The sequence below is a fragment of the Pseudarthrobacter sp. BRE9 genome (assembly GCF_031844305.1).
Taxonomy (GTDB): domain Bacteria; phylum Actinomycetota; class Actinomycetes; order Actinomycetales; family Micrococcaceae; genus Arthrobacter.
This window is the reverse complement of the sequence record NZ_JAUZUY010000012.1, coordinates 1-23,130: the sequence shown is the minus strand read 5'-3', so window position 1 is coordinate 23,130 and position 23,130 is coordinate 1. Positions and strand designations below refer to the sequence as shown.

General features: G+C 65.8%; 21 protein-coding genes, 1 tRNA gene, 2 pseudogenes and 1 riboswitch. Of the genes and pseudogenes, 11 read left to right on the top strand and 13 right to left on the bottom strand.

All coding sequences use genetic code 11. The annotated features are described in order from the left end of the window. The first annotated feature begins 54 nt into the window (after window positions 1-54). Entirely contained in the window at window positions 55-978 is a 924-nt protein-coding gene (locus tag Q9R31_RS18275) for a LysR family transcriptional regulator (protein WP_311264131.1), read from the top strand. Here Q9R31_RS18275 and Q9R31_RS18270 read toward each other — a convergent pair. Both Q9R31_RS18270 and Q9R31_RS18265 read right to left on the bottom strand, forming a co-directional pair. Continuing rightward, entirely contained in the window at window positions 947-1,474 is a 528-nt protein-coding gene (locus Q9R31_RS18270; protein ID WP_311264130.1) for a histidine phosphatase family protein, read from the bottom strand. The genes Q9R31_RS18275 and Q9R31_RS18270 overlap by 32 nt on opposite strands. Before the next feature lie 178 nt (window positions 1,475-1,652). Next, window positions 1,653-2,519 carry a winged helix-turn-helix domain-containing protein gene (locus Q9R31_RS18265; protein WP_311264129.1) on the bottom strand — a complete coding sequence of 289 codons (867 nt, stop codon included), beginning with the start codon at window positions 2,517-2,519 and terminating at the stop codon, window positions 1,653-1,655. Window positions 2,520-3,335: 816 nt separating this feature from the next. Here Q9R31_RS18265 and Q9R31_RS18260 point away from each other — a divergent pair. From Q9R31_RS18260 to Q9R31_RS20195, 4 genes and pseudogenes are all read left to right on the top strand, one after another. After that, the gene (locus Q9R31_RS18260; RefSeq protein WP_311264128.1) at window positions 3,336-4,076 is read left to right on the top strand and encodes a response regulator transcription factor; all 741 of its coding nucleotides are present in this window, start codon (window positions 3,336-3,338) and stop codon (window positions 4,074-4,076) included. A 13-nt stretch (window positions 4,077-4,089) separates the two neighbouring features. Next, on the top strand, window positions 4,090-5,565 hold the full coding sequence (locus Q9R31_RS18255; RefSeq protein WP_311264127.1) for a HAMP domain-containing sensor histidine kinase: 1,476 nt from the start codon (window positions 4,090-4,092) through the stop codon (window positions 5,563-5,565). Window positions 5,566-5,653: 88 nt separating this feature from the next. After that, entirely contained in the window at window positions 5,654-6,997 is a 1,344-nt protein-coding gene (locus Q9R31_RS18250; RefSeq protein WP_311264126.1) for a bifunctional glycosyltransferase family 2/GtrA family protein, read from the top strand. After that, window positions 6,994-9,123, top strand: a pseudogene (locus Q9R31_RS20195) (ArnT family glycosyltransferase); the annotation flags it as partial. The gene Q9R31_RS18250 and the pseudogene Q9R31_RS20195, both read left to right, overlap by 4 nt. Window positions 9,124-9,252: 129 nt before the next feature. On the opposite strand, the gene Q9R31_RS18240 reads toward Q9R31_RS20195, so the two are convergent. Then, window positions 9,253-9,621: a VOC family protein gene (locus tag Q9R31_RS18240; protein ID WP_311264125.1), complete on the bottom strand. Its 369-nt coding sequence runs from the start codon at window positions 9,619-9,621 to the stop codon at window positions 9,253-9,255. A 61-nt stretch (window positions 9,622-9,682) separates the two neighbouring features. Here Q9R31_RS18240 and Q9R31_RS18235 point away from each other — a divergent pair, with 61 nt between their 5' ends. Both Q9R31_RS18235 and Q9R31_RS18230 read left to right on the top strand, forming a co-directional pair. Then, entirely contained in the window at window positions 9,683-10,141 is a 459-nt protein-coding gene (locus Q9R31_RS18235; protein WP_311264124.1) for a MarR family transcriptional regulator, read from the top strand. Between the two features lie 182 nt (window positions 10,142-10,323). Continuing rightward, window positions 10,324-10,485, top strand: a riboswitch (cyclic di-AMP (ydaO/yuaA leader). A gap of 5 nt (window positions 10,486-10,490) precedes the next feature. After that, a complete protein-coding gene (locus Q9R31_RS18230; protein WP_311264123.1) occupies window positions 10,491-11,216 on the top strand; it encodes a hypothetical protein in 726 nt (241 codons plus the stop codon). A 138-nt stretch (window positions 11,217-11,354) separates the two neighbouring features. On the opposite strand, the pseudogene Q9R31_RS18225 reads toward Q9R31_RS18230, so the two are convergent. The 3 genes and pseudogenes from Q9R31_RS18225 to Q9R31_RS18215 form a co-directional block, all read right to left on the bottom strand. Beyond that, window positions 11,355-11,729 (bottom strand): annotated as a pseudogene (locus Q9R31_RS18225) (glyoxalase superfamily protein); the annotation flags it as partial. Between the two features lie 45 nt (window positions 11,730-11,774). After that, window positions 11,775-12,410 carry a uracil phosphoribosyltransferase gene (gene upp / locus Q9R31_RS18220; RefSeq protein ID WP_142030188.1) on the bottom strand — a complete coding sequence of 212 codons (636 nt, stop codon included), beginning with the start codon at window positions 12,408-12,410 and terminating at the stop codon, window positions 11,775-11,777. Window positions 12,411-12,422: 12 nt separating this feature from the next. Beyond that, window positions 12,423-13,226 carry a phosphatase PAP2 family protein gene (locus Q9R31_RS18215; protein ID WP_311264121.1) on the bottom strand — a complete coding sequence of 268 codons (804 nt, stop codon included), beginning with the start codon at window positions 13,224-13,226 and terminating at the stop codon, window positions 12,423-12,425. Between the two features lie 51 nt (window positions 13,227-13,277). Here Q9R31_RS18215 and tadA point away from each other — a divergent pair, with 51 nt between their 5' ends. Beyond that, the gene (gene tadA / locus Q9R31_RS18210; protein WP_311264120.1) at window positions 13,278-13,784 is read left to right on the top strand and encodes a tRNA adenosine(34) deaminase TadA; all 507 of its coding nucleotides are present in this window, start codon (window positions 13,278-13,280) and stop codon (window positions 13,782-13,784) included. Here the strand turns inward: tadA and Q9R31_RS18205 are convergent. The 4 genes from Q9R31_RS18205 to Q9R31_RS18190 form a co-directional block, all read right to left on the bottom strand. After that, window positions 13,781-14,887, bottom strand: coding sequence for a glycosyltransferase family 4 protein (locus tag Q9R31_RS18205; RefSeq protein WP_311264119.1), 1,107 nt, complete (start codon window positions 14,885-14,887; stop codon window positions 13,781-13,783). The two genes, tadA and Q9R31_RS18205, sit on opposite strands and share 4 nt — an antisense overlap. Window positions 14,888-14,889: 2 nt before the next feature. Next, on the bottom strand, window positions 14,890-15,285 hold the full coding sequence (locus tag Q9R31_RS18200; protein ID WP_311264118.1) for a 6-carboxytetrahydropterin synthase: 396 nt from the start codon (window positions 15,283-15,285) through the stop codon (window positions 14,890-14,892). 3 nt (window positions 15,286-15,288) lie between these two features. Beyond that, window positions 15,289-16,329 carry a zinc-binding alcohol dehydrogenase gene (locus Q9R31_RS18195; protein ID WP_311264117.1) on the bottom strand — a complete coding sequence of 347 codons (1,041 nt, stop codon included), beginning with the start codon at window positions 16,327-16,329 and terminating at the stop codon, window positions 15,289-15,291. Window positions 16,330-16,500: 171 nt separating this feature from the next. Continuing rightward, entirely contained in the window at window positions 16,501-17,940 is a 1,440-nt protein-coding gene (locus Q9R31_RS18190; protein ID WP_311264116.1) for a DUF222 domain-containing protein, read from the bottom strand. Between the two features lie 167 nt (window positions 17,941-18,107). On the opposite strand from Q9R31_RS18190, the gene Q9R31_RS18185 reads away from it, so the two are divergent. Continuing rightward, window positions 18,108-18,197 (top strand) — tRNA-Ser (locus Q9R31_RS18185). A 56-nt stretch (window positions 18,198-18,253) separates the two neighbouring features. On the opposite strand, the gene Q9R31_RS18180 is transcribed toward Q9R31_RS18185, so the two are convergent. Next, on the bottom strand, window positions 18,254-18,754 hold the full coding sequence (locus Q9R31_RS18180; protein ID WP_311264115.1) for a hypothetical protein: 501 nt from the start codon (window positions 18,752-18,754) through the stop codon (window positions 18,254-18,256). A 258-nt stretch (window positions 18,755-19,012) separates the two neighbouring features. Between Q9R31_RS18180 and Q9R31_RS18175 the strand changes: the two genes are divergently transcribed. Then, the gene (locus tag Q9R31_RS18175; RefSeq protein ID WP_311264114.1) at window positions 19,013-19,222 is read left to right on the top strand and encodes a hypothetical protein; all 210 of its coding nucleotides are present in this window, start codon (window positions 19,013-19,015) and stop codon (window positions 19,220-19,222) included. 88 nt (window positions 19,223-19,310) lie between these two features. Here the strand turns inward: Q9R31_RS18175 and Q9R31_RS18170 are convergent, their stop codons facing one another. Beyond that, complete coding sequence (locus tag Q9R31_RS18170) at window positions 19,311-19,847, bottom strand: GNAT family protein (RefSeq protein WP_311264113.1); 537 nt, start codon at window positions 19,845-19,847, stop codon at window positions 19,311-19,313. A 206-nt stretch (window positions 19,848-20,053) separates the two neighbouring features. Here Q9R31_RS18170 and Q9R31_RS18165 point away from each other — a divergent pair, with 206 nt between their 5' ends. Then, window positions 20,054-20,674 carry a Rho termination factor N-terminal domain-containing protein gene (locus Q9R31_RS18165; protein ID WP_311264112.1) on the top strand — a complete coding sequence of 207 codons (621 nt, stop codon included), beginning with the start codon at window positions 20,054-20,056 and terminating at the stop codon, window positions 20,672-20,674. A 119-nt stretch (window positions 20,675-20,793) separates the two neighbouring features. Here the strand turns inward: Q9R31_RS18165 and Q9R31_RS18160 are convergent, their stop codons facing one another. After that, the gene (locus Q9R31_RS18160; RefSeq protein WP_311264111.1) at window positions 20,794-23,094 is read right to left on the bottom strand and encodes a gluconokinase, GntK/IdnK-type; all 2,301 of its coding nucleotides are present in this window, start codon (window positions 23,092-23,094) and stop codon (window positions 20,794-20,796) included. Window positions 23,095-23,130 lie beyond the last annotated feature (36 nt).

Here is a 23,130-nt window from a genome sequence, read left to right as displayed (position 1 = left end):
GTCTTAGTGAAGCACCAGCGCGTGATTCGGTATTTCATCATGTACGTTTGCTTCATGATCGACATTGGGTCCTTGCGAGCGCTGGCCGCTATCGAGCAGCACGGCACGGTGGTTGCCGCCGCGGAAGCCATGGGATTCAGCCCCTCAGCGGTGTCCCAACAGGTGAAGAAGTTGGAAAAGGAGGGCGGATTCGCCGTCCTGGAACGCCGCGGCCGCGGGGTCCTGCTTACCGAGCGCGGACTGGCCCTGGCGGCCTATGGCCGGCGCATCCTGGCCGAGCTGGAGGAGCTGGAGTCCACGCTGCTGGCAGATCCGGCCAAGCCCAGCGGGAGTCTTCGCGTAGTTTCCTTTTCTACGGCCTGCCGGGGACTGGTGGGCCCGATGCTGGCCCGTATTGAGCAGTCGGAAGCATCGCTCGATATTTCCGTCCTGGCAGAGGACCCGCGCGAGGCCGTGGCGCGTGTGGCCAACGGCGAAGCCGACCTGGGCCTAGTGCACAACTGGAATTCGGTGCCACTGGTAATCCCGGAGCACCTCACGCTGGAGTGGCTGTGCGAGGACGTGGCCGACGTCCTGGTCCACCGCGGGCATCCCCTCGCACAGCGGACGGAGGTTACGCCCGCACAGCTTGTCGACGAGCGCTGGATCAGCACGCCGGCCGGAGCGATCTGCAATGAAGCCCTCCTGCGGATCTTCGCCGACCTGGGGCGGGTCCCGGATATCAGGGTTTACGATCCCGATTTTGCGACGCACATCGCTTTCGTGGAGCAGGGAGTGGCAGTTGCGCTGGTACCCCGCCTGGGCCGGCCGGGGCTGCCTGCGGACGTCGCCGCCATACCGGTGGTCAACCCGGTCCAGGTGCGGCAGGTGGGGCTCGTGCATCGCAGGACCATGACCGCCAGCCCGGGCATCAGGCACGTCGCGGGGCTGCTGCGCGAGATCGCAGCTAGTGCGACCGGGGCACCGCAAACCGCGTGATCCGCGCATCCTGACCGTCGAGTTCCGCCCACGGCTTCTCCGTCTCCAGGACGGTGAGCGCGTTCGTGGGAAAGCGGGTGGCGGCATCCATGTAGGCGTCGTGGTCGGAATCGCGTGAGGCAAGGTGCATGGCCAGGTCCTGCACGCCGGGCAGGTGAGCGATCAGCATGAGCGTGGTGACGGTGTCCGGGACGTGGTTGACAACGATGAGCATCCGGAGGGCCGAGGCTGCGTACAGGCCGTCTTCGAGCTTGGGCGTGGGTGCCTTGTCTCCGAGCTCGGAACAGACCCACGTGCAGGTCTGCCGGGTGCGCAGGGCGCTGGAGCACAGGATGAAGTCCGGGACGATGTTGTGCTTGAGCAGCCAGCGCCCGGCCAGCGGCGCCTCCCGGTGTCCGCGTTCTTCGAGCGGCCGCTCGTGGTCGGCCACGCCGCCGGGCCAGTCAGCCTTGGCGTGGCGCATGATCACAAGGCGTCGAACGTGGTGCGAACTCATGGCCCAAGCCTAGCCCGAGCAAAAGCACAGGCAGCGCCCCGCGGCCGCGGAGGCACAGTGCGCGGAGAGGCTGCACAAACGCCGAAAGGCGGCATGTCCCGACAGCGCCGTTGTTGCGTGAGGAACGAGCGCAGGCGCCGAGGGATGTGCCGCCTATCGAGCGGAGGTTAGAGAGGAGCTAGATCGAGTACTCAGGAGCGGCCCAGACGACAACTTCCGGGTGCTCGTAGAACCGGTAGCCCTGGCCGCGGACGGTGCGGACGGTGTTGGCGAGCCGGCCCAGCTTGGAGCGGAGGCGGCGGATGTGGACGTCGATGGTGCGCTCGTTGGGCACTTCTTCGGCGTTGCGCCACAGTCCTTCGAGGAGCTCGTCGCGGCCCACGGTGCGGGTTCCGTTTTCGACGAGGTAGTTGAGGAGCTCAAACTCCTTGAAGGTGAGGTTCAGGGATTCGCCGTCGAGGTGGACTTCGCGGCGGGCGAGGTCGATAAGCACGCCGGAGGGGCGCGGTTCCTGCGGCTGGGCAGGGCGCGGGGTTTCGGCGCGCTGGCGGGAGTTGACCGTGGGGTCGCCGAAGGTGGAACGGACGACGTCGAGCGCGGAACCGGGCGTGCCGGCGGGGGCTACTGCCACGGCGGCGTAGCTTTCGGCACCGGAGACCAGCGACTGGGCGTAAGCGCGGATTTCCTGCGCGAGCTTGGCGATGGAGGTTCCGGCTGCTGCAGCGGTCTCCTCGTCAATGCCCATGTAGAGGACGAATCCACGGGCGACGTTTTCGTTGGCTACCGGGCGTACCGGGTTTGGGCCGGCCACTACCGGGGTAGGGGCAGTAACGGGTGCGGACTCTGCGGGGTGCACGGCGCGGAGCTGGCCGTAAGAGGTGGGGTTGTATCCCTGCGGGGCGAAACCTTGGCCGGGAAAGCTGCTTCCGGACGCGGAGGGAGCGAGCGACGGGCGCGGACCGAAACCGGGACGAAGGCCGGAGGGCTGTCCTGCCTTCGCGGCGTTACGGACTGAGATGTGGACGTATCCGGATGCAACTGACATGTTTGGTTACCTCAATGTGAAATGGCCGTCTTCGCGGCTCGAATGCTGGCTTCCCCGTCACGCGGACCAGGGAGGGGCGCCCGACGCTGGGCTGGGGGGCGAATGCCTAAGAACTTCGGTGGGTGGGAAGGTCAGGCGTGCATTCGACAACAGCGCATGTCGGCAGCAGCGGATGTGCTGGGCCAATATTCTGCGGCTGCAGGTGCTGTTGAGTTCTTGTTCACATTGGAAGTGTGCAGCGTAACAATGCCAACTTGCAAGTAACAATGGACCGAACTGTCCGCATCGTGAGACAAAACGTGGAATTGTGCCGTACATCACTATTTCGGAAGAGGGAAATTTTCCTGCCGCTTATCCGGTCGAAGGCCTCACATCGCGCCTCTGTCGAAAGAATCTTTGACTAAATCCCCTTTGACCGAATCTCACGGAAATTCAACCGTTTGACATAGAATCGGCCGGGCAAGGAGCTTCCCTGTCCAACCGGTGTCCCCTCTCCTGCCGTTTTTTTACCCCGCCGGCGTGCACTGCCCGGACCGGACGGGTGCGCAGCGTTCGTTTGGGTGCGTCAGTTGGTGCCGGTGCCGGCGCCCGGGGCGGTCGCGGTGCCATCGCTTTTGACGATCAGGGAGGTTGCAGAGACCTCAGTCACCCTGCCCGCCTGGCCAGCATGGTAGTGATGCTGGTGTCCGAACAGGCTCTGCCGTGATGCTTTGCGGGCCAGCAATTACCCCAGGTCCAGGTGGCTAGGCTGAACCTCACAGCTGGAGCACAGCAATGGCAAAGCATCGCCACACCGACAGATCGGAGGGTTGTCCCATGGCATCCCCGCACTCCATGACCAACAACCTTCCCCAGCTCACCCACCCGGACGGTTCCCCGATCCGTGCCCTGGTGGTGGATGACGAGCCGAGCCTGTCCGAACTCATGAGCATGGGCCTGCGCATGGCGGGCTGGTCGGCGGCCGTGGCAGCGGACGGACCCACTGCCGTCAAGCTGGCCAAAGACTTCCATCCGGATGTCCTGGTGCTGGACGTCATGCTGCCGGGGTTCGACGGCGTCGAGCTGCTTGGCAGGATCCGCGCCTTTGCGCCGGAGGTGCCTGCGCTCTTCCTGACTGCGAAGGACGACGTCCAGGACCGCATCGTGGGGCTGGCCGCCGGCGGGGACGACTATGTGACCAAGCCCTTCAGCATGGAGGAAGTCCTGCTGCGCCTGCACCGCCTGGTGCAGCGTTCCGGGGTTGCCGCCATGGATACCGCCGAACTGGTGGTGGGCGACCTGGTACTCAATGTGGACACCCGCGAAGTCACCCGTGCCGGGGACGGGATCCAGCTGACGGCAACCCAGTTCGAGCTCCTCCGCTACCTGATGGAAAACCCCAAGCGCGTGGTCAGCAAGGCCCAGATCCTGGACCACGTGTGGGATTACGACTTCGGCGGCCAGGCAAACATCGTGGAACTGTACATTTCCTACCTGCGAAAGAAGATCGAAGCCAACCATCCGCCAATGATCCACACCGTGCGCGGAGCAGGCTACGTCATCAAGCCTGCAGACTAGCCAAAGGAAACGCGTGTCTCTTTCCGGTGTCCCCCGGCCCACCGGCCGGTCCTGGTTCAACCCCTCCACCTGGCACCTCCGCACCCGCCTGATCCTGCTGTCCATGGCCCTGCTGGTGGCCATCTCCGGTGCGATCGGAGTGGTCAGTTACGCCTCCATGGATGTGGTGCTCACCAACCAGCTGGACAGCCAGTTGATGCAGGCTTCCCGCGGCCGGCCACCGGAAGGCAATCCTTCCGGGCGGCCTGACCCCCTGGACGCGCGCGGCCAAAGCGTGGGAACACTCAACGCACGCGTGATCAACGGCCAGGTCAGCAGCGCTGCCGGCTTCCTGTCCTCCGACGCCACCCGCACCGCGCTTACCTCCCGTGACATCGCCACCCTGCAGGCGCTGCCCCACAACGGCGTGCCGGTGGACCGAGAGCTGTCCAACGGCGACTACCGGCTGATGGCCACCGGGACGCCATACGGCGACGTGGTGATTACCGGCCTCCCGCTGGCCACCAAGAAAGCCACCGAAGGCTCCCTTGTGCTCACCATGGTGCTGGTCTCCCTGGGCGGCCTGGTCCTGATTGGGCTGGCCGGCACCGCCTTAATCCGCCGGACCATGCGTCCCCTGGAACAGCTGTCCGACGTCGCCACCAGGGTCTCCAAGCTGCCCCTCGATGCCGGCGAGGTGGCGCTCGCCGTCCGCGTGCCGCCGTCGGCAGCCCATCCCAATACCGAAGTGGGGAGCGTGGGCCACGCGCTCAATTTGATGCTGGACAACGTCTCCAGCGCCCTGGAAGCCCGGCAGCGCAGCGAGATGAAGGTGCGCCAGTTTGTTGCCGACGCCTCCCACGAGCTCCGGACGCCGCTGACCGCCATCCGCGGGTACACCGAGCTGATGCGCATGACGGAAACGCTAACTGAGGACGGCCGGAAGTCGCTGGGGCGGGTGCAAAGCCAGTCGGAGCGCATGACCGCGCTGGTGGAGGACCTGCTGCTGCTGGCCCGGCTGGACGAGGGCAAGGCAACCGAAACTACCGATGTGGACCTTACCCAGCTGGTGATCGAAACGGTCAGCGACGAAAAGGTCATGGCACCGGACCACACCTGGCAGCTGCAGCTGCCCGACGAACCGGTCACGGTGCGCGGGGACACCACCCAGCTGCACCAGGTGCTGGCCAACCTGCTCTCCAACGCCCGGAAGCACACACCGGCCGGCACCACCGTCACCACCGGTTTGATGCGGTCGGCAGACGGAAGCGTGGTGGTCACGGTTACCGATGACGGGCCCGGCATCCCCGCCGAATTCCAGGGCAGCATCTTTTCGCGCTTCACCCGGGCCGACGCCGCCCGCTCCGGCCCTGAGGGCTCATCGGGCCTGGGCCTTTCCATCGTCGAGTCGATCGCCATGGCGCACGGCGGCACGGTGGAACTGGTGTCCCGGCCGGGCAGGACCGAGTTCGCTGTGCGCCTTCCCGCTGCCGGCCCCGCCACCCCCTGACACAGGACAACCCGCACACCAACAGTTACACAGGCACGTCACAGGTTGCGCCTAAAGCCTTCAAAACCGGCGGCGCGAATCTGGATGCATGACGCTCACCGACTCCACTTCAGGAACCCTGCAGGACGCCGCGGTGGCGCCGCCGGGCCTTTCGTCCCGGGCACATGCCGTACGGCGCGCACCCGTGGACACCCGCACCACGGTTCCCCTCCTCGATGTCACCATTCCCGTTTTCAACGAGGAACGTGACCTTGAGGAATGCCTCCGCCGACTGCACGCGCACCTGCTGGAAACCTTTCCGCACAGCTTCCGGATCACCGTGGCGGACAACGCCAGCACGGACGGAACCCTGAAGATCGCTGAGCGGCTGGCCCGTGAGTTTCCCGAGCTCCTCGTGGTCCACCTTGACGAAAAAGGCCGCGGGAACGCGCTTCGTAAAGTGTGGCTGGCTTCCCCGTCGCCGGTGCTGGCCTACATGGACGTGGACCTTTCCACCGACCTCGCAGCCCTGCCGCCACTGCTGGCGCCGCTGATTTCCGGGCATTCGGACCTGGCCATCGGCACCCGGCTCACCCGCAACTCCCGCGTCGTCCGCGGGCCAAAACGGGAGTTCATCTCGCGCAGCTACAACCTGATGCTGCACTCCTTCATGGGCGTGCGGTTCAGTGACGCCCAGTGCGGATTCAAAGCCATCCGCGCCGACGTCGCCCGGCAGATCCTGCCCCACACCGTGGACAATTCCTGGTTCTTCGACACAGAGCTCTTGGTCCTCGCCGAACGCTGCGGGCTGCGCGTCCACGAGGTGCCCGTCGATTGGATCGATGATCCGGATTCCAGTGTGGATGTGGTGCGCACGGCGCTGGCCGACATGCGGGGAATGGCCCGGCTCACCCGCGACCTGGTCTACGGCCGCATCCCGGTGCCGGAGCTGCGTGCGGCCCTGGCACGGGGTCCGGTCCCGGCGTCGTCCCGGGCCGATGAGCAGACCCGCGGCAGCAGCCTCTTCGGCCAGCTGGTCCGGTTTGCCGCAATCGGTGCCGCCTCAACCCTGGCCTACCTGCTGATCTTCGTGTTCTGCCGGGGTTTCATGGATCCCCAGTTGGCCAACTTCCTGGCGCTGCTGGTCACCGCCGTGGCCAACACCGGCGCCAACCGGCGCTTCACGTTTGGCATCCAGGGCGGCAACCCCGTCCGGCATCACTTCGAGGGGCTGATCGTGTTCGGCATCGGCCTGCTGCTCACGTCAGGGGCACTCGCCCTGGTACACCGCACGACGACGCCGGACCGGTGGGTGGAAGTCCTCACCGTCGTGGCGGCGAACCTGGCGGCCACGACGGTCCGGTTCCTGCTGTTCCGGCTGTGGGTGTTCCGCGGGAACGACAGCAACAGGCCCACGAAAGACACCACTTCGACAGAAACGGCAGCATCATGACCTCCACGATTTCCCCGACGGACCCCGGCTCACCCGTCGGTCGCGAGCCCTCGCCATCCAGCTACGCCGTATCCTCCGCCGGTGCGGCTGGGGCCGCATCCCGGTGGACCCGCTGCGCCTTCGGCTGCCAGCCACGCTGGGTGCGGCCTTCCGCCGCAGGGCTCCTGGTGGCCACCGCGATCCTCTATCTGTGGAACCTGGCAGCAACCGGTTACGGAAACTCGTTCTATGCCGCAGCCATCCAGGCCGGCACCAAGGACTGGACCGCGTTCCTCTTCGGCTCACTCGACGCCGGCAACGCCATCACAGTCGACAAGCCGCCGGCAGCACTCTGGATCCCGGCCCTTGCAGGGCGCGTCTTCGGATTCTCGCCACTGAGCATGCTGGTACCGCAGGCACTCATGGGTGTGGCCGCCGTCGGCTTCCTCTACCTGGCCGTCAAACGCGTCTCCGGACCGGCTGCAGGCCTGCTGGCCGGCGGCGCCCTGGCCCTGACGCCGGTGGCTGCGCTCATGTTCAAGTTCAACAACCCGGATGCCATGCTCACCCTGTGCCTGGTGCTCGCCGCCTACTTCACCACCCGTGCCATCGAGCGGGCGGGCTGGAAGTGGCTCGTTGCTGCCGGCGGCGTGATTGGCCTGGCGTTCCTCACCAAGATGCTCCAGGGCTTCCTGATCGTTCCCGCGCTGGGACTCGCCTACCTGTGGGCCGCACCCACCTCGATAGCACGCCGCCTGGCGCACCTGCTTGGCGCGCTGGGCGGAATCATCGTGGTTGCGGGCAGCTACATCGCCCTTTTCCAGCTGACACCGGCCTCGGGGCGTCCGTACATGGCCGGGTCCAGCACCAACAGCTTCCTGGAACTGACCTTCGGCTACAACGGACTGGCCCGCATCACCGGTTCCGGGGAGGGCATGCCCGGCATCGGAGCCGGAGGTGCTGCCGGCGGACCCGGAGGTGGCTTCAGCGGCGGCTTCGGCGGCGGCAATGCCGGATTTGGGGGCGCGGCAGGCCTGTTGCGGATGTTCGGCACGGGCTTTGGCGGAGAGGTGTCCTGGCTGCTGCCTGCCGCCCTGGTCCTGCTGCTGGCAGGCCTGTGGTTCACCCGGAGGGAAGTCCGGACCTCCTTGAGCCGTGCGGCACTGATCCTGTGGGGTGGCTGGCTCCTGGTTACTGCAGGTGTTTTCAGCTTCATGAGCGGCATCGTCCACCCCTACTACTCCGTGGCATTGGCGCCGGCGATCGCAGCACTGGTGGGCACCGGCTCCGTGGAGCTGTGGCGCAGCCGCGCCTACTGGCCGGCCCGGATAGTCCTGGCCGCGGCGATCCTGGGCACTTCCATCTGGTCCGCAGTCCTCCTCGGCCGCGACGCATCGTGGCTCCCCTGGCTTCGGGTGGCCATCATCGCCCTTGGTGTCCTCGCGGCCGCCGGAATCCTCCTCCGCCTCGACGCGCTTGGCACCTCCGGCCGGTTCCGTAGGGCCGGCGCGGCCGCCGTCGTCGTCGTGTCCCTCCTGGCCGGAGGACTTGGGACAGCGGCGTGGACCCTGGCCACCGCTGCCTCGGCGCACTCCGGTTCCATTCCGACGTCGGGGCCCGCGGGTTCGTCTGCGGGCCCCGGTAGTCGGCCCGCCGGGTTCGGCGGAACCCGGGCGGACGGCAGGGATGCCGCCGCGGACGCCACCACTGGCACCGGCGGGCCTGATCCTTCCAACGGCCTCGACGGCGCACCGGGCCCCGGCGCTGCCGACGGCGGGGGCGGTGCCAGTGGATCCGCTGGACCCGGCGAAGGAACCGCAGATTCGGCAGTCACGGCACTGTTGAAGGCCACCACCACAAAGTGGTCGGCGATTGTCTCCGGCGCCAGCCAGGCAGCGAACCTGGAACTCGCCACGAACACGAACGTCATCGCCCTCGGCGGCTGGAACGGCGGCGACCCGTATCCCACCCTCGCCCAGTTCCAGGACATGGTGGCCAAGGGCCAGATCGGCTACTTCATTGCAGGCAGCGGCATGGGCGGAGGCGGCACGGGCGGCCGCGGCGGAAACTCCGAGGTGGCTGCCTGGGTCCAGTCCAATTTCCAGGCCCGGACCGTGGGCAACTCCACGGTGTACCAACTGACCAAGTACGACTCCAGGGCCAGCCACTACCCACGCCGGTTCGCGCTCCATCAGCTTCGGTTTACGGGCGCTTGGAGTACCAAAGCGCGGCCACCTCCCGTTGGCGGGCCCAGCAGGACGGTGACGTTCGGCGCTTTAAGTCCGGTCGTGGAGGGTGACGTGATAGCCGTCGGGGTCTGCGAAGGTGAAGGTGCGACCGAATGGGCCATTTATCAGTGCCGAGACGATCGGGTAGCCGTCGGCAACGAGAGCGTCGTGGATGGCTTGGACGTCGGTGGCGTGGAGCCAGATCGCCGCCCCCATGCCGGGCTGGGCAACGGACGCGAGATCGGTGCCGGGAACGATGTCTCGAAGTGCGAACGCGATCGGGGTCGTCTCGAAGACGACGGCGTGAGGCGGGCCCGCTGGTGAGCGGACGAGGCCAAGGTAGTGCTCATAGAACGCCTGCGACGCGTCGAGATCGCGAGCTTGGAGTGAGATGAAGTCAGGGCCTGTCACGGGCATGGGATGCTTCTTTCGGTAGTGTCAGTTTTCTGACATCGCCAACGTATGTCAGAATACTGACATGAGTCAAGAAGGCGTCGACCTCGAAACCTCATTGGGCTACTTGCTGAAAGAGGCATCGAGCGCCCTCCGCGCTGCCATGGAGGCGGTACTCCGCCCACTCGGCATGACCGTTACGCACTACTCCTGCCTCGAATTGCTCGCACAGCGCCCGGGCCTGTCCAATTCTGAACTCGCGCGGGGAGCCTTCGTGACACGGCAGACGATGAACGTGCTGCTGCAAGGCCTGGAACGGGACGGATACGTGACCCGGCCGGCAGAGGCCCGCGTTGGGAAAGTTCTTCCCACGCAGCTCACGCCACGCGGTCGACAGAGCCTCGAGGAGGCGACCGTTGCGGTCCGATCCGTCGAGGTCAGAATGCTGGGCGGCATGTCGCAGGAGGAACGGTCCGGCGCGTATAAAATCCTGCGCAGCATGATCCACTCCCTGCGCAACGATGAGGGTGGATCGCAGCGGTAAGGTGGCCGCCCGGCTGCCCCTAAAGACGGTCCTCCACCGGCCACTATTCGGTCACGGGAGCGCAATCCGACGCGCTGATATCGTGACTTCCGTTACCTAAATGTGACTTTCACTTGTTCTTCCTGTACCGTCGATTGGGTGCAGTCCCCGTTCGGGCTGCATATCCCGGGTTGACGCCAAGCTCTGCCGCTTCCCCGGATTCCGATTGAGCTACGGCAGAGGCGGGGGACCCACCGTCCCGGGCACTGAACGCCCTTGGGGTTAAGCCAGTACGTGATCTTTTCCGTGTGGCCGGATGCCCTCATCCGAACCCGACAGCTAACTCCGCAGGTGTGAGAGGCGATCAATCATGTCCAAAAACACGGCAGAAGCACGCCTGCTGCAGGCCAAGGCTAAACACCGGGCCAAGCAGCAGGCCAAGAAGACCACCTTGGGCCAACGCGTCGGCGTCCTTGCAGCATCGTGCGCGGTGCTGGTGGGGGTAGGCGCGGCAGGACAGGCAAGCAGCATGACTCCGGTGTCATCCACCGCGTCCACCGCAGCGTCCGATGCTCAAATGAGCATCGAGAAGAGCGAAATCCGTTCCAACCCGGCAGCGAGCCCGGCTCCCGCTGCCATCAGCGTGGCACCCCAGGCAGCGGAACCAGCCCCCGCGGCGGCACCTGCCGCGGCACCGGCAGCCCCCGCGCCCGAAGCGCCCGCCCCGGCTCCAAAACCAGCACCGGCCCCGGCTCCAGAGCCCGCTCCGGCAGCCGCTGTCGCCGTCAACGATCCCGCCGGCGCCCAGGCCTACGCGGCCAGCCAACTGGGGGCCTTTGGCTGGGGACCGGACCAGATGCAGTGCCTGCAGACGCTATGGACCAAGGAATCTGACTGGACCACCACGGCCACCAACGCCAGCAGCGGGGCGTACGGCATCGTCCAGTCCCTGCCTGCTGAAAAGATGGCCAGCGCCGGCGCGGACTACCTGACCAACTACCGCACCCAGATCAACTGGGGCCTGGACTACATCAAGAAGAGCTACCAGTCGCCATGCGGTGCCCTGAACTTCCACCTGGCACACAACTGGTACTAGGCAACAACACTCCCTGGACCCTGTTCCCAGCGCCCTCCGCGGGCCGCATCACCATGATGCGGCCCGCGGTTTGGGTTAACCGGCGTTTTGCCCGGTGTCCTGAACAGTGCCCTGGCCGGCCTCTTTCCCCGCGTCCTGCCCGGCGTTCCGCCACGGAATGTACTGGACAGCCCACTTGTTTCCGTCCGGATCGGCGAAGTAGACGAAGTGGCCCCAGTCCTGCACGTCCACATCGCTGACATCCACGCCGTTGTTTTTCAGCTGGTCATGCGCTGCGTTGATGTCGTTGACTACCAGCTGCAGGTTGGAGCCTGTGCCGGGAGGGGCGTCTGTGAGTCCTTCGCCAATGCAGATGGAGCAGGCCGAACCCGGCGGCGTCAGCTGCACAAAGCGGATGGAGTCCGACGGCCGTTCGTCGAAGTCTGCGTTAAAGCCCACTTTGTTGACGTAGAAGTCCTTGGCGCGGTCAACGTCGGACACGGGGAGAAAGACAAGCTCGAGTTTCCAGTCCATCCGCACAGGCTAGCGCCGGGAACGCTTTTGAAAAAGGGGTGGAAGTTACCCGGCGATGCCGTAAAGGCGGTCGCCCGCGTCGCCCAGGCCGGGAACAATGTAGGACTTCTCGTTGAGCTTCTCGTCGATGGAGGCCAGGACGATGTGCACATTGGCCCCGGACAGTTCCTCCTCGAGCCGGGCCAGGCCCTCGGGCGCGGCCAGCAGGCAGATACAGGTGACATCGGAGGCGCCGCGCTTGAACAGGAACTTGATGGCTTCGCGCAGGGTTCCGCCTGTGGCCAGCATGGGGTCCAGGACGAAAACCTGGCGCCCCGTAAGGTCCTCCGGAAGGCGCTCGGCGTACGTGATGATGTCCAGCGTCTCCTCGTCCCGGGCCATGCCCAGGAAGCCAACCTCCGCGGTGGGGACAAGCTTGGTCATACCCTCCAGCATGCCCAGTCCCGCACGAAGGATCGGGACCACCAGCGGGGTGGGCTTGGTAAACGCCGTGCCGATGGTGGTACTGACGGGCGTCTGTATGGTGACGGGCTCGGTGCGGACCTCCCGCGTGGCTTCGTAGGCCAGCAGGGTCACCAGCTCTTCCGTCAGCTGGCGGAAAACCGGCGACGGCGTGTTCTTGTCCCGCAGGACGGTGAGCTTGTGGGCGACCAGGGGGTGGTCAACAACGAGAGTGCGCATCCCCCAAAACTATCACCCGGCGCTGTCCTTCCCACGTCCGGAGGGTCCGCCGTCGTGCAGTTCCTCGGCGACCACGTCACGGACTATCGGATGGTCGAACGACGGCGCTGCACCGGCGTGCTCGCGCCTGCGGACCAGGTGGAACAGCCGGTGGGCCAGGATAACGATGGCCACCCAGACCAGTCCCAGGACCCAGCCTGCCATGACGTCGGTGAGCCAGTGGTGGCCCAAAAAGACCCTGCTCAGGCCCATGGCAATGATGAAGATTGTGCCGGCGGTGATGGCTGTGACCCGGACGCGCATCGTATGGAACTGCAAGCAGATCAGGTAGATCACCAGGCTGATCACAACGGTGGTGTTCAGGGTGTGCCCGCTGGGGAAGGATGGTGAATCCTCGTAAGGGGGAACAGCGTCCGCGTGGTCCGGGCGGGTGCGGCCCACCAGCTTCTTGCCATACGTGGTGGCCGTGACGGATGCTGCCGCTGCGCCGCCGATCAGGACCAGGGGCCGCCAGTTCCTGCCAAGGAAGGTCAGCCATGCTGTGAGGATGCTCGCAAGGATGGGCATACCGATGCCGCCGCCGATATTGGTGAACCCGGTGACGAACGCATCGAGCACGGGACTGCGAAGGGTCTCAGCCAATGCCAAGGCAGGCTTGTCCAGGTTGGCCAACCCGGCGGAGTCCACAACGTCGTCGTAGACCTCAGATCCCAGCAGTGCCAGGGACACGATGACCACGCCGCCCACCAGAATGGTGAGGACCAGCGCCGCGTACGGTTTGAACCAAGTTCCTAAGCGGTCCCGAAGAGTCTCCATGGTGCCTCCCGGCATCGGTAACCTGAGTAACCCCGAAACTATCATTGAGCCATGCAGTTGCCCGAAAAGAAACACGACGCCTGGATGGCCCTTGCCCTCACGGAGGCCCGCCGTGCGCTCGCCACGGAGGATGTGCCCATCGGCGCCGTGGTCATAGGGCCCGACGGCGAAGTGCTGGGTTCCGGACGGAACCAGCGGGAGGAGCTGGGCGACCCCACGGCCCACGCCGAGGTGGTGGCCATCAGGGAGGCGGCAGCGCGACTGCAGGAGCGGGCCCTGCTCGACGGCGGCCGGAGTGACGGCTGGCGGTTGTCCGACTGCACCCTGGTGGTCACCCTTGAGCCCTGCGCCATGTGTGCGGGTGCTATTGTCCTGGCCCGGATCCCCCGGGTTGTCTTTGGGGCCTGGGACGAGAAGGCCGGCGCCGCGGGATCGGTATTCGACATCCTCCGGGAGCGCCGGCTCAACCACTGGGTTGAGGTCTATGCCGGGGTCCGCGAGGAAGAATGCGGACTGTTGCTGCGCGGGTTTTTCGCCGCCCATCGTAGCGTCCCCTAGCCCTGCTGCCGCGCCCCTTGTTCGTCGCGTCCCTGGAGGAGGGCAAGCACATCCTGCGCTGCTTTGTCCCACCCCGGCAGCCTGGTCCGCACCTCCAGGGCTGCTGTCCGCCAGCTTTCGCGGATCTTTCCGTCCGCCAACCACTGCCGGAGGGCATCGGCCAGCCGCCCGGGACTCTCCTGTCCCCCCGCTGGAAGGGAAAGCACTGCCCCCGGGAGGCGGGGTTCGCCGTCGACCGTTACCAGGCCGGCCATACCCAACGCCTCCACTGCTCCTGTCCCCGCACGGACCAGGACCGGAATGCCGTGGGCCAGCGACTCGGTGACAGCCATCCCGAAGGCCTCCACCCGTGATACCAGCAAGGTCAGGTCCGTCCGCGCCCATTCGGACTCCAGTGCTTCGCCGGTGAGCTCGCCCGTGAGCTGGACCCGATCCTGGAGCCCGTGGGCAGTTATGGCAGCACGGACCTCCCGTGCGTAGTCCGGGTCGGCCTGGCCGGAGCCCACCAGCGACGCCGTCCACTCAAGGTCCTGGATTCGGGCCAGTGCCTCCACTGTCAGCAGCTGGTCCTTGTTGGGCAGCAGTGCGGCGACCACCGCCATATGCGGGGGCGTGGATCCCTGTGCCGGGGGTGCGGGATTGACGCCGGGAAGGACAACCTTGGACCGAGGAAGTCCCCTCTCCTGGAGGAGCGATGCCGACGAGGTGCTGGTGCAGATCAGGCCCGTTGCCGCCCGCATAGCCCTGCCCTCGCGTTCCAGGGCTTCAGCGCCGGAACTTTCCTCAACGGGCATATGCACCAGGACCCACGCTTCCCGCCCTGCCTCTGCCGCGAATTCCAGTTCATCCGGGGCACCCACCGCAACCAGCCCATCCACAATGCTCACTGTCTCCTCGGGACCTGTCCCAGGTTCCCCTGCTTGGAGGAGGGAGCCCAGCCGGCGTCGGTCTTCGGCGCCGGCCTCCGGCCAGCTGCCCTCCACGCCAATGACTTCCACGTGGGCCCCGAGCGCCTCCAGCCCGGCGACCAGTCGCGCGTTGTAGACGTTGCCGCCTGAGCTGTGGCGGATATTGCCGGGAACGAGCAGCCGGATGGTGCGCATGGCTAGGCGGTGAGATCCAGGGAGTACGTGGCCCAGGCATCCGGGTTCTCGCGCAGGGTGACGTCGATTCCGGCGAGTTCGCGGCCGTCCTCGCTGTCCTTGATCTGTGCGTCCACCTTTTGGGCGATGTACTCGGCGAGGGCTTCCGTGGTGCTGAGCTTGCCCTGGAAGTCAGGGTGCTCGTCCAGGTTGCGGTAGTTCAGGCCGGCGAGCACTTCCTCGATGATGGTTCCGGCGGCTCCGATGTCCAGGACGATGGCGTCTTCGTTCAGGGCGCGACGGCGGAAAGAGACCTCGGCGACGAAGGTCGCGCCGTGAAGGCCCTGGGCGGGACCGAAGGCCTCACGGGGAAGGCTGTGGGCAATCATGAAGTGGCGGCGGATGGTCAGGCTGAACATGGGTTACCTCAAGTTTTCCGGGTTGTGGACGGCTGGGCTGGGCTCGGGACTGCTGGCCGGGTACTCGACGACGTGGCACAGGGCTTCCAGGCTGCCGTCCGCCAGGCTCTGGACGACGTGCGGCAAATCCTCGAACCGGGACGAGCCGGTCAGGAACGCATCGAAGACGGGGTCCTTGAGCAGTGATACGGCGAGGTCCAGGCGGTCGGCATTGGTGCGGCGATGGCGTCTGGCGCGTGCCACCATGCCTACCTGGCTCGCCCTGATGGACAGCCGCCTGGCGTGGAAGTCCTCCCCCAGCGGGACAGTGACCTCCCGGTTGGCGTACCAGGACATTTCGATGACCTCGCCTTCATCGCCGGCGAGCTGGAGGCTGCGCTCCAGGCCTTCCTGCGATGCCGAGCAGTGGAACACGATGTCGCAGTCCGCCAGGGCGTCATCCGGGTGCGCGAAGTCCACACCCAGGGTGTCTGCGAGCTGCTTCCTGCCCGGGTCGAGGTCGACCAGCTGCAGGCGCTCCAACGGGAAGGTGCGCAGCAGGGTTGCCACCATGCCGCCCACCAGGCCGGCGCCGACGACGGCAATCCGGTCGCCCAGCCGCGGCCCGGCTTCCCAGAGGGCGTTGACAGCCGTTTCCACCGTGCCGGTGAGGACCGCGCGCCGGGATGGAACGTCGTCGGGAATCCTCGTCAGGGAGGTCACCGGGACCACGTAAAGATCCTGGTGCGGGTTGAGGCAGAAGACGCGCTGGCCCTTCCATTCCTCGGGTCCCTCCTCCACGACTCCCACGGAGAGGTAACCGAACTTCACCGGCCCGGGGAAATGCCCTTCCTGGTGTGGGGCCCGCATCTCTTCGGCGACGCGCGGCGGCACCGCTCCCGCATGGACCACCATTTCGGTGCCCTTGCTGATGCCGGAGTACATGGCGCGCACCAGCGCTTCGCCGGGCCCCGGCGCGGGCACGTCTTCGGCCCTGAGCTCGCCGTGTTCCTTGGCGGTGGTCCAGTATGCGGTCGCGTGGATCGGAGTCTGTGAATTTATCATCTTGCTGATGAATCTAACCGGACGCGCAGGGACGGGGAAAGTCCGACGGCGGATGGCGGGGTTTTGCAGCCTGGGCTTGACACCCGTGCAGCCACCGTGGCCCGCCAGGCAGGCGGCGGGCGTCAAAGAGCCACGCCGCGGATTAGCACTCCGCATTCCAACAGCTTCGGCTCATGAGGCAAGGTATTGAACGAGTGCTTCTTCGAGAAGGCTTCGTTGGCCGGGCAGGAACCCGGGAGGCCAGTGTGGTGGTTCCCAGTCCTGGTGTTCGCTTGTGTAGTGCCTGCCGGTGGGTGAGATCCAGCCTGGCGGTTCATTTTTGGTGGCCGGGGTGGGTTTCCAGCCCGTGGTGTGCCGGAGCCTGTGATGTTTCGGGCAGGGCTGTCCCAGGTTCGAGATTCCCGTTGTCCCGCCGTTGGCCCAGGCGAGGATGTGGTCCGCTTCATTGTCCAGGGAGTTGTTGCTGCAGCCGGGGAACGGGCATTTGCCGTCCCGCATCCGCAACCACGCCCGCATCGCTTTCGTGAGCCGGTAGCTGGTCCGTCCGATCTCCAACGGCGCCCCGTCCCGCGGGTCCACCAGGACCCGGTGGAAGGAATCCGCCCCGTCCGCGACGAGCCGCCGTGCCATGGACGCCGGGATCGGCCCGTACCCGTCCAGGACCGCCGGCTCATCGGTCCGGCCCATCAACGAGAACACGGGAACGGTGACCAGCACCTGCGCCCTGATCGGCCAGGACGGGACATCGGCTCCTTCACCGGTCCCGGCGGCGGTCCCGCGGGCGTCCATGCTGGTGGGAGTTCCGCTGCCAAGAACCGCGTCGGCAAAGATGTCCACGCGGAGCTGGGCCATGCTCCGCGGTTCATCCGGGCCCTGCAAGCCGCGGGCCGCAGCGGTGAGCCGGTTCCACCCGGCCAACGCCTGATCCGCCGGCAGACACGCGCTGAGCCAGGCCATCCCGTCCTGGTCCGGCCGGAACTCCACCCGCCGGTCCGCCACAGACCTGGCATGACGCTTCTCGATCGACTCGGCATGATGGCGTTCCCGCCACCTGCGGGCCTTGACCCTGAACCGGTGGGCAGGCATCTCCCCCACCGGGCACCCCCTGGCCGGGTCTAACACGTCAGGGTCCAGGAAATGCGCCTCCAACGCCGCCGCCCCCGCAGGATCAAGACTGGCCGATTCGTCGGCCATCACCACCGCGTGCTGCCAGGAGATCGTTCCGGCCCGCAGGGCTGCCAAGGTCCGCGGCAAACTCGTCGTCAGGGCATGGGAGGTGGCCAGGAACGACGACGCTGCCCGCGGCCCCAGAGCCAGCACGCACCCGATCTCCGCCGCGACCGCCATCTCCTGAGCCACCACCGGCGCATCCGGCCCCGCAACAGCCCAGGCAGTGTCCGAATACTTCACCGCGGCCTTCGCTTTCAACCCCGCGAGGCCAGCCTCCACCTCGCGGGCACCAGCCAGAACGTCCAGGCACCCATCGACCAAGCCCGCCAACGGATCACCCTCAGAGAACGGCTCCAAACCCGCCCCATCCACCTCCGCATCAAGCACAGCAAGGGCAGCACGGATATCCCCGAACGCCTTCGCCACCGCCGCTATCCCCATAAGCCCATCATGGAGGGAGGGTCCGACAATTAAGATCTGCCGCCATCCTTCTATCTCCGGGGAGCGTCTACCTCCGGAGCATCGCTGGGTTGAGACCCTTCAGCAAACGGCGTCGGCATGCGCCCGTTTTGGGGATGCAGGGCATGCTCCGGTACCCTATTGAGGTTGGTGACGTGTCCGAGCGGCCGAAGGTGCAACACTCGAAATGTTGTTTGGTGTAAAAGCCAACGTGGGTTCAAATCCCACCGTCACCGCCACGTAGCGAGGCCCTGCTTCCTTTGTAGACAAGGGAAGCAGGGCCTTTTGCTTCTCCTCATCCTTGATGTCGCGGTGGCCGGCCGGAGGCAAGGTCTGCGTCGACATTCGGATACGTGCCGCTGGTCTCCTGCGGACTGGCCGCAGGCGATGGCTCTTCTTTGGACGCTTGCATGGACCGCCACGCTGCTGCCCCGGCGGCGAGCGCCACGAGACCAGCGATCCACCACCCCATCCTGAAGGCGGGCCGCTGGGAGCGGACCGGGACGCGTTTCGTACCTCGGGCAGGTGGTTTCGGCCCGACACGCTTCAGCTGCTCATGGACCCGTGGGGTCAATGTCTCCACCCCGCCGGCAAGCTCGTCGGCCAGACGGCGCAACAGTGCCTGGAGGCGCGGGGAGGCGGTCTCGATGCCGGTATCCAGCCCGGCCACCGCTCTCTGGAGCGCAGCCTGTACCCCGGGCGTGGCCCATTCCCTGCCCCTGGACAGCTGGCTCATGAGGTTTTCGGAGAGACGATGGATCCGCTCGGTCTCAGTCATTGGTTCTGCTGTGCGCATGGATGCCTCCTTGACGTGGTGGATGACGACAGCCTAGGCCCGGCGGCAGCGCGGAAACAGGGTCTTTGGAACCGGGACACAGTCAGGAGCGTCTGCAACCGGTTTCGGCTAAAGCCATTTGCGGCTGGCCTGTTGAAACATGTAATCCCGGTCCAATCGGGCTGGACTTGGTCGATGGCTGGCACCCGTAGACACTTCCGGCGGGCCGGGGTTACCTTCGAGGCGGACACAGGAGTTCGAGGAAAGAAGGGCGGAACCATGGCAGGTCCTGCTGCAGAGAACCAGGTCCGCGCCGCAGTAGACCGAGCCACCGACGAAATGATCTACATCGGTCCAGACCATCCCTACTACCCCTTGCTGGTTGAGCTGGTTTCAGCTGTCGGTCAGGCGTGGCAGCAGGGGTTTGAGCAGGGCCGGCGCGGCGGACATGAGCCCAACCCCTATACGTGGTCCCGGGGCGACGGGTAGCGGTCGCGTCCCGGAACCCTTCGGGTCGTCGGCCGGAGTCGCGGCGTTCTTTTGCACACCCGATTACGGCGCCGCGTTTCCACCTGCCCTAAATAATCCGCTGGTACATCCGGTGGTCCTGCCATTGGCCAGCGATGTCGAGGTAGGCGCGGGCCGTGCCGTAAGCCTCAAACCCGTTCTTCTCCAGCACTCGCTGCGACGCTGTGTTGTGGACCAGGGTTGCAGCCTCGAGCCGGTGGAGGCCAAGGTCAGCCTTCGCAATGGTCACGGCCGCACCTAAAGCCGCCGTCATAAGCCCTGCACCTTGGAATGCATGGGAGATCCAGTAGCCCACGTGTGCATTCTGGAACGCGCCGCGCACGATTGAGCTCAGGGTCAGCAGCCCGACGATAGTGTCATTTCGTGCCAGCACCATGGGAAGTGCCGTACCCGCGTAAAGCTCAGCCCGCCTTCGCTCAACCACTTCCTGCTGGCCCGCGACGGTGTAAAACTTCTCAGGCCGGACCGGCTCCCAGGGGGCGAGATGTGACCGGTTCGCCTGAAACGCCGCTGCCAGCGCCTCTGCATCCAACTCCCGGACAGCACGGAGCACAACATCCTCAGATATTTCGCAGGAGAAGTCCACTGCTTCACACTAGTCGGCCCCCAGCATCGCATGGAGTCACGCCAGCAGGGCAACGGCGGCACCGAGGAATGCAGGAAGCCGGTGGACCCGGAACACCACGCCACCCGGCCAGTGCGCTTGACGCCGCATCCGGCAGCGGCTAGAAAAGTAAGCAGCCTTATTATTTGTCGATTCTGCCGAGACGTTCAGCACAAGGAGGACATGCCATGAGTGAGAAGCCGGGTAATCAGACCCCGAACACCCCCGATGTCAGTGAAACCGAACTGCGCAACATGAAGGTGGATGAACTCCGCAACGAGGCCAAGGAAGAAAACATCCCTGGCACGTCCGGCATGCGCAAGGAAGAGCTGGTGAAGGAAGTCGCCAAGGCCCGGCAGGAGGGCGCGGACCACAACCAGGGTAAAGATACCGGTGCCGAAGCGGAAGACGCACAAGACCTGGGCGCGGGCCCCGACGGCGGCAAGGTCCGCTACGGCGACGACTCGTCCAAGTCGTTGAAGTATTCCCAGGAAATTACCTCCACGGATGAGGAACCCGAACGCGAGGGCCGCAGCCTGGCAACCACGCACCATGAAGTCATCAGGCAGTGGGCCGAAGAACGCGGCGGCGTGCCGGCAACCGTGGACGGCACCGAACATGGCGACCACCTTGGCGTCCTGCGCATCGACTTCCGGGATAAGGACGCCAATCTGCGCGAGGTCAGCTGGGAAGAATGGTTCAAGACCTTCGACGAACGTCGCCTTAATTTCATTTATCAGGAACAACGGACCGACGGAACCCAGTCAAACTTCTTCCGGTTGGAGAACCCGGACCGCGAGGACGCCTAAGGGGGCACCCGGAACCAAGGTTCCGGGTGCATAGCGTAAGGCCCTGGCCGGGCGCAGCAGAAAGCTGAAGTCTTCTGTCGCCCGGCCAAGGAGTTTAACGTCCAACGCGTTGATAAGGGTTACAACCGGGTGTCGAAGGAACCGCAAAACACGTTCTCGTTGAACGTGCCCTGGAATTCGGACTTGCCCTGGATCTTCTCCACCGCGGCCCGGATGGCTTCCCTCGTCCCCGCGTGGGCATGGATTGCCGTCTTGACCATGGGCACGTCGATCAGGTGGTTGGGCTGGTTCAGGGAGACGAACACGGTGGGCACCTCCGTGACATACCAGGGTATCTCTGCGGCCATCGGCGAGGACCACTTGATCCGGATGGCCGCCTCCTGCGCGAAGCCTTTGACATTGGCAAAGACAAACGCGGCGTCGTACTTCTCCGCGTAGTTCCCTGTGGCTTCCTCGGAGATGACGGACATGAAGTTCACCCCGGCCTCCCCCGCCGCCTCACGTTGTGCTGCAGTCCGGAACAAAAACACCTCGAAGCCGGCCGCCTCCAGTTCCTCCTTCACCACGTCCAGGTAGGCCAGGGGGTCGGCCCGCGTGAAGTCGGCCCCGCCAGATATCCCGTACAACCGGATCCGGGGATGCGTCGCCGGGGTAATGGGGAGGTTTCCGGCTGTGTCCTTGACCAAGGTCACGGTCTTGTCCGCGATCTCCGCGGCGATGGCCCGGTGCCCGCCGGACCCGATGGCGGCAAGCGCCCCGGCAGGCGGCACCAGCTGGTCCGCAGTTTTCAGGTGCAGTCCCAACGACGCTTTCAGCCCAAGGATCCGCCGCAGCGCATCGTGCAGCCTCTGCTCGGTGATGACCCCGGATTTGTACCCGTCCAGCATGTACGCGAAGTCCTCGGCCGGGTTCCGGAAGAACAGGAACATGTCGCAGCCGGCCGCGATGGTGGCCGGCACGAGGTCCTTCCGCTTCATTGCCTGCGTCAGGCCCACCATCTGCGAGGCGTCGGTGAGGACCAGGCCGTTGAAGCCAAGTTCGCCGCGCAGCAGGTCCTGCAGCAGTTCCGGGGACAGAGTGGCAGGCAAAATGTCAGCATCGGCAAGGCCTGGCCGGAAATGCCGGGACACTTCCGGCGCCCCGATATGGCCCACCATGATGGACTGCACGCCGTGGGCAATCATCTCCCGGTACACGTGCCCGTAGGTCTGGTTCCATTCCTCGTAGCCAAGGGTGTTGTAGGACGTCACGACGTGCTGGTCCCGCTCATCGACGCCGTCGCCGGGGAAGTGCTTCATGGCGCAGGCCGTGGGCGATTCACTGATGCCGTCGAAGTACTCCTTGGCCCGCTCCACCACGATCTCCGGCGTGTTGCCGAAGGACCGCGTGGAAATAACCGTGTTCCGCCAGTTGTAGTGGATATCCACGATCGGCGCGAAAGCCCAGTTGCAGCCCAGGGCCACCGTCTCCACCCCTGCCACCTGCCCCATCTGCCGGGCAATGTTCTTGTCCGGGTGCGAACCTGCCTGCAGATGCGTGGAGACGAACGTCCCGTCGTCGCAGCTGCCGGCACCACCCATCTCGGGGTTGGAGGCGATCAGCAGCGGAATCCGGGACTTGGACTGCGCGTACCGGATGTGTTCCTGGACAGCGGCGGACGGGCCGGGCCGGTACCGCATGCCGCCCACGTGGTATTTCTCCAGCACCCCGTCGAGGTATCCGGGAGAGTAGTCGTTGTTGTGGTTGATGAACAGTTGCCCGATCTTTTCCTCGAGCGTCATGGCACCAATGGTGCCCTCCACCCAGGCGATCGCCTCGGCGTCGAGCGTGAACGGCGGTGCTGCAAGGTCGACGTCGAACTGCCGTGGCCGGGTGCCAGGAGTCACCTTCGCGGGAGGTACGACGGCGGCAATCCCCTTGAGTGCCTCGGCGACCACGTCCGGGACGGGCGCGGCGATGTCCACCACTACTCCGCGTTCGTCATCCTGGAGCGGTTCGAGGGTGGCGAGCTGGGAGGTGAGCAGTGCGGGCGGCATGAAGTGCCCGGACCTGCCTTCGACCCGCTGACTGAGGACCTCCTGGCTGCCGTTGAGGTGCAGGAAGATGGTGTCCGGTGCCTGCTCGCGGATGGCGTCGCGGTAGCTGCGGCGGAGGGCCGAGCAGGCCAGGACCAGTCCGCCGTCGTCCGCCGCGGCCAGTTTCCGGCCCACCGTTGCCAGCCAGGGCCAGCGGTCCTGGTCCGTCAGCGGTGTCCCGGCTGCCATCTTTGCCACGTTTTCCACCGGGTGGAGCGAATCGCCGTCAACGAACGGGACATGCAGTTCGCGGGCCACGAGGTCGCCGATGGTTGTTTTGCCGCAGCCGGAGACGCCCATGACCACCACGCGGGGTTTGGCAGTGGCGGGTTTGTTGTTGCTCATCGAGGTTTTCCTTCTTACCAGTCGTGCCTGTCGTAG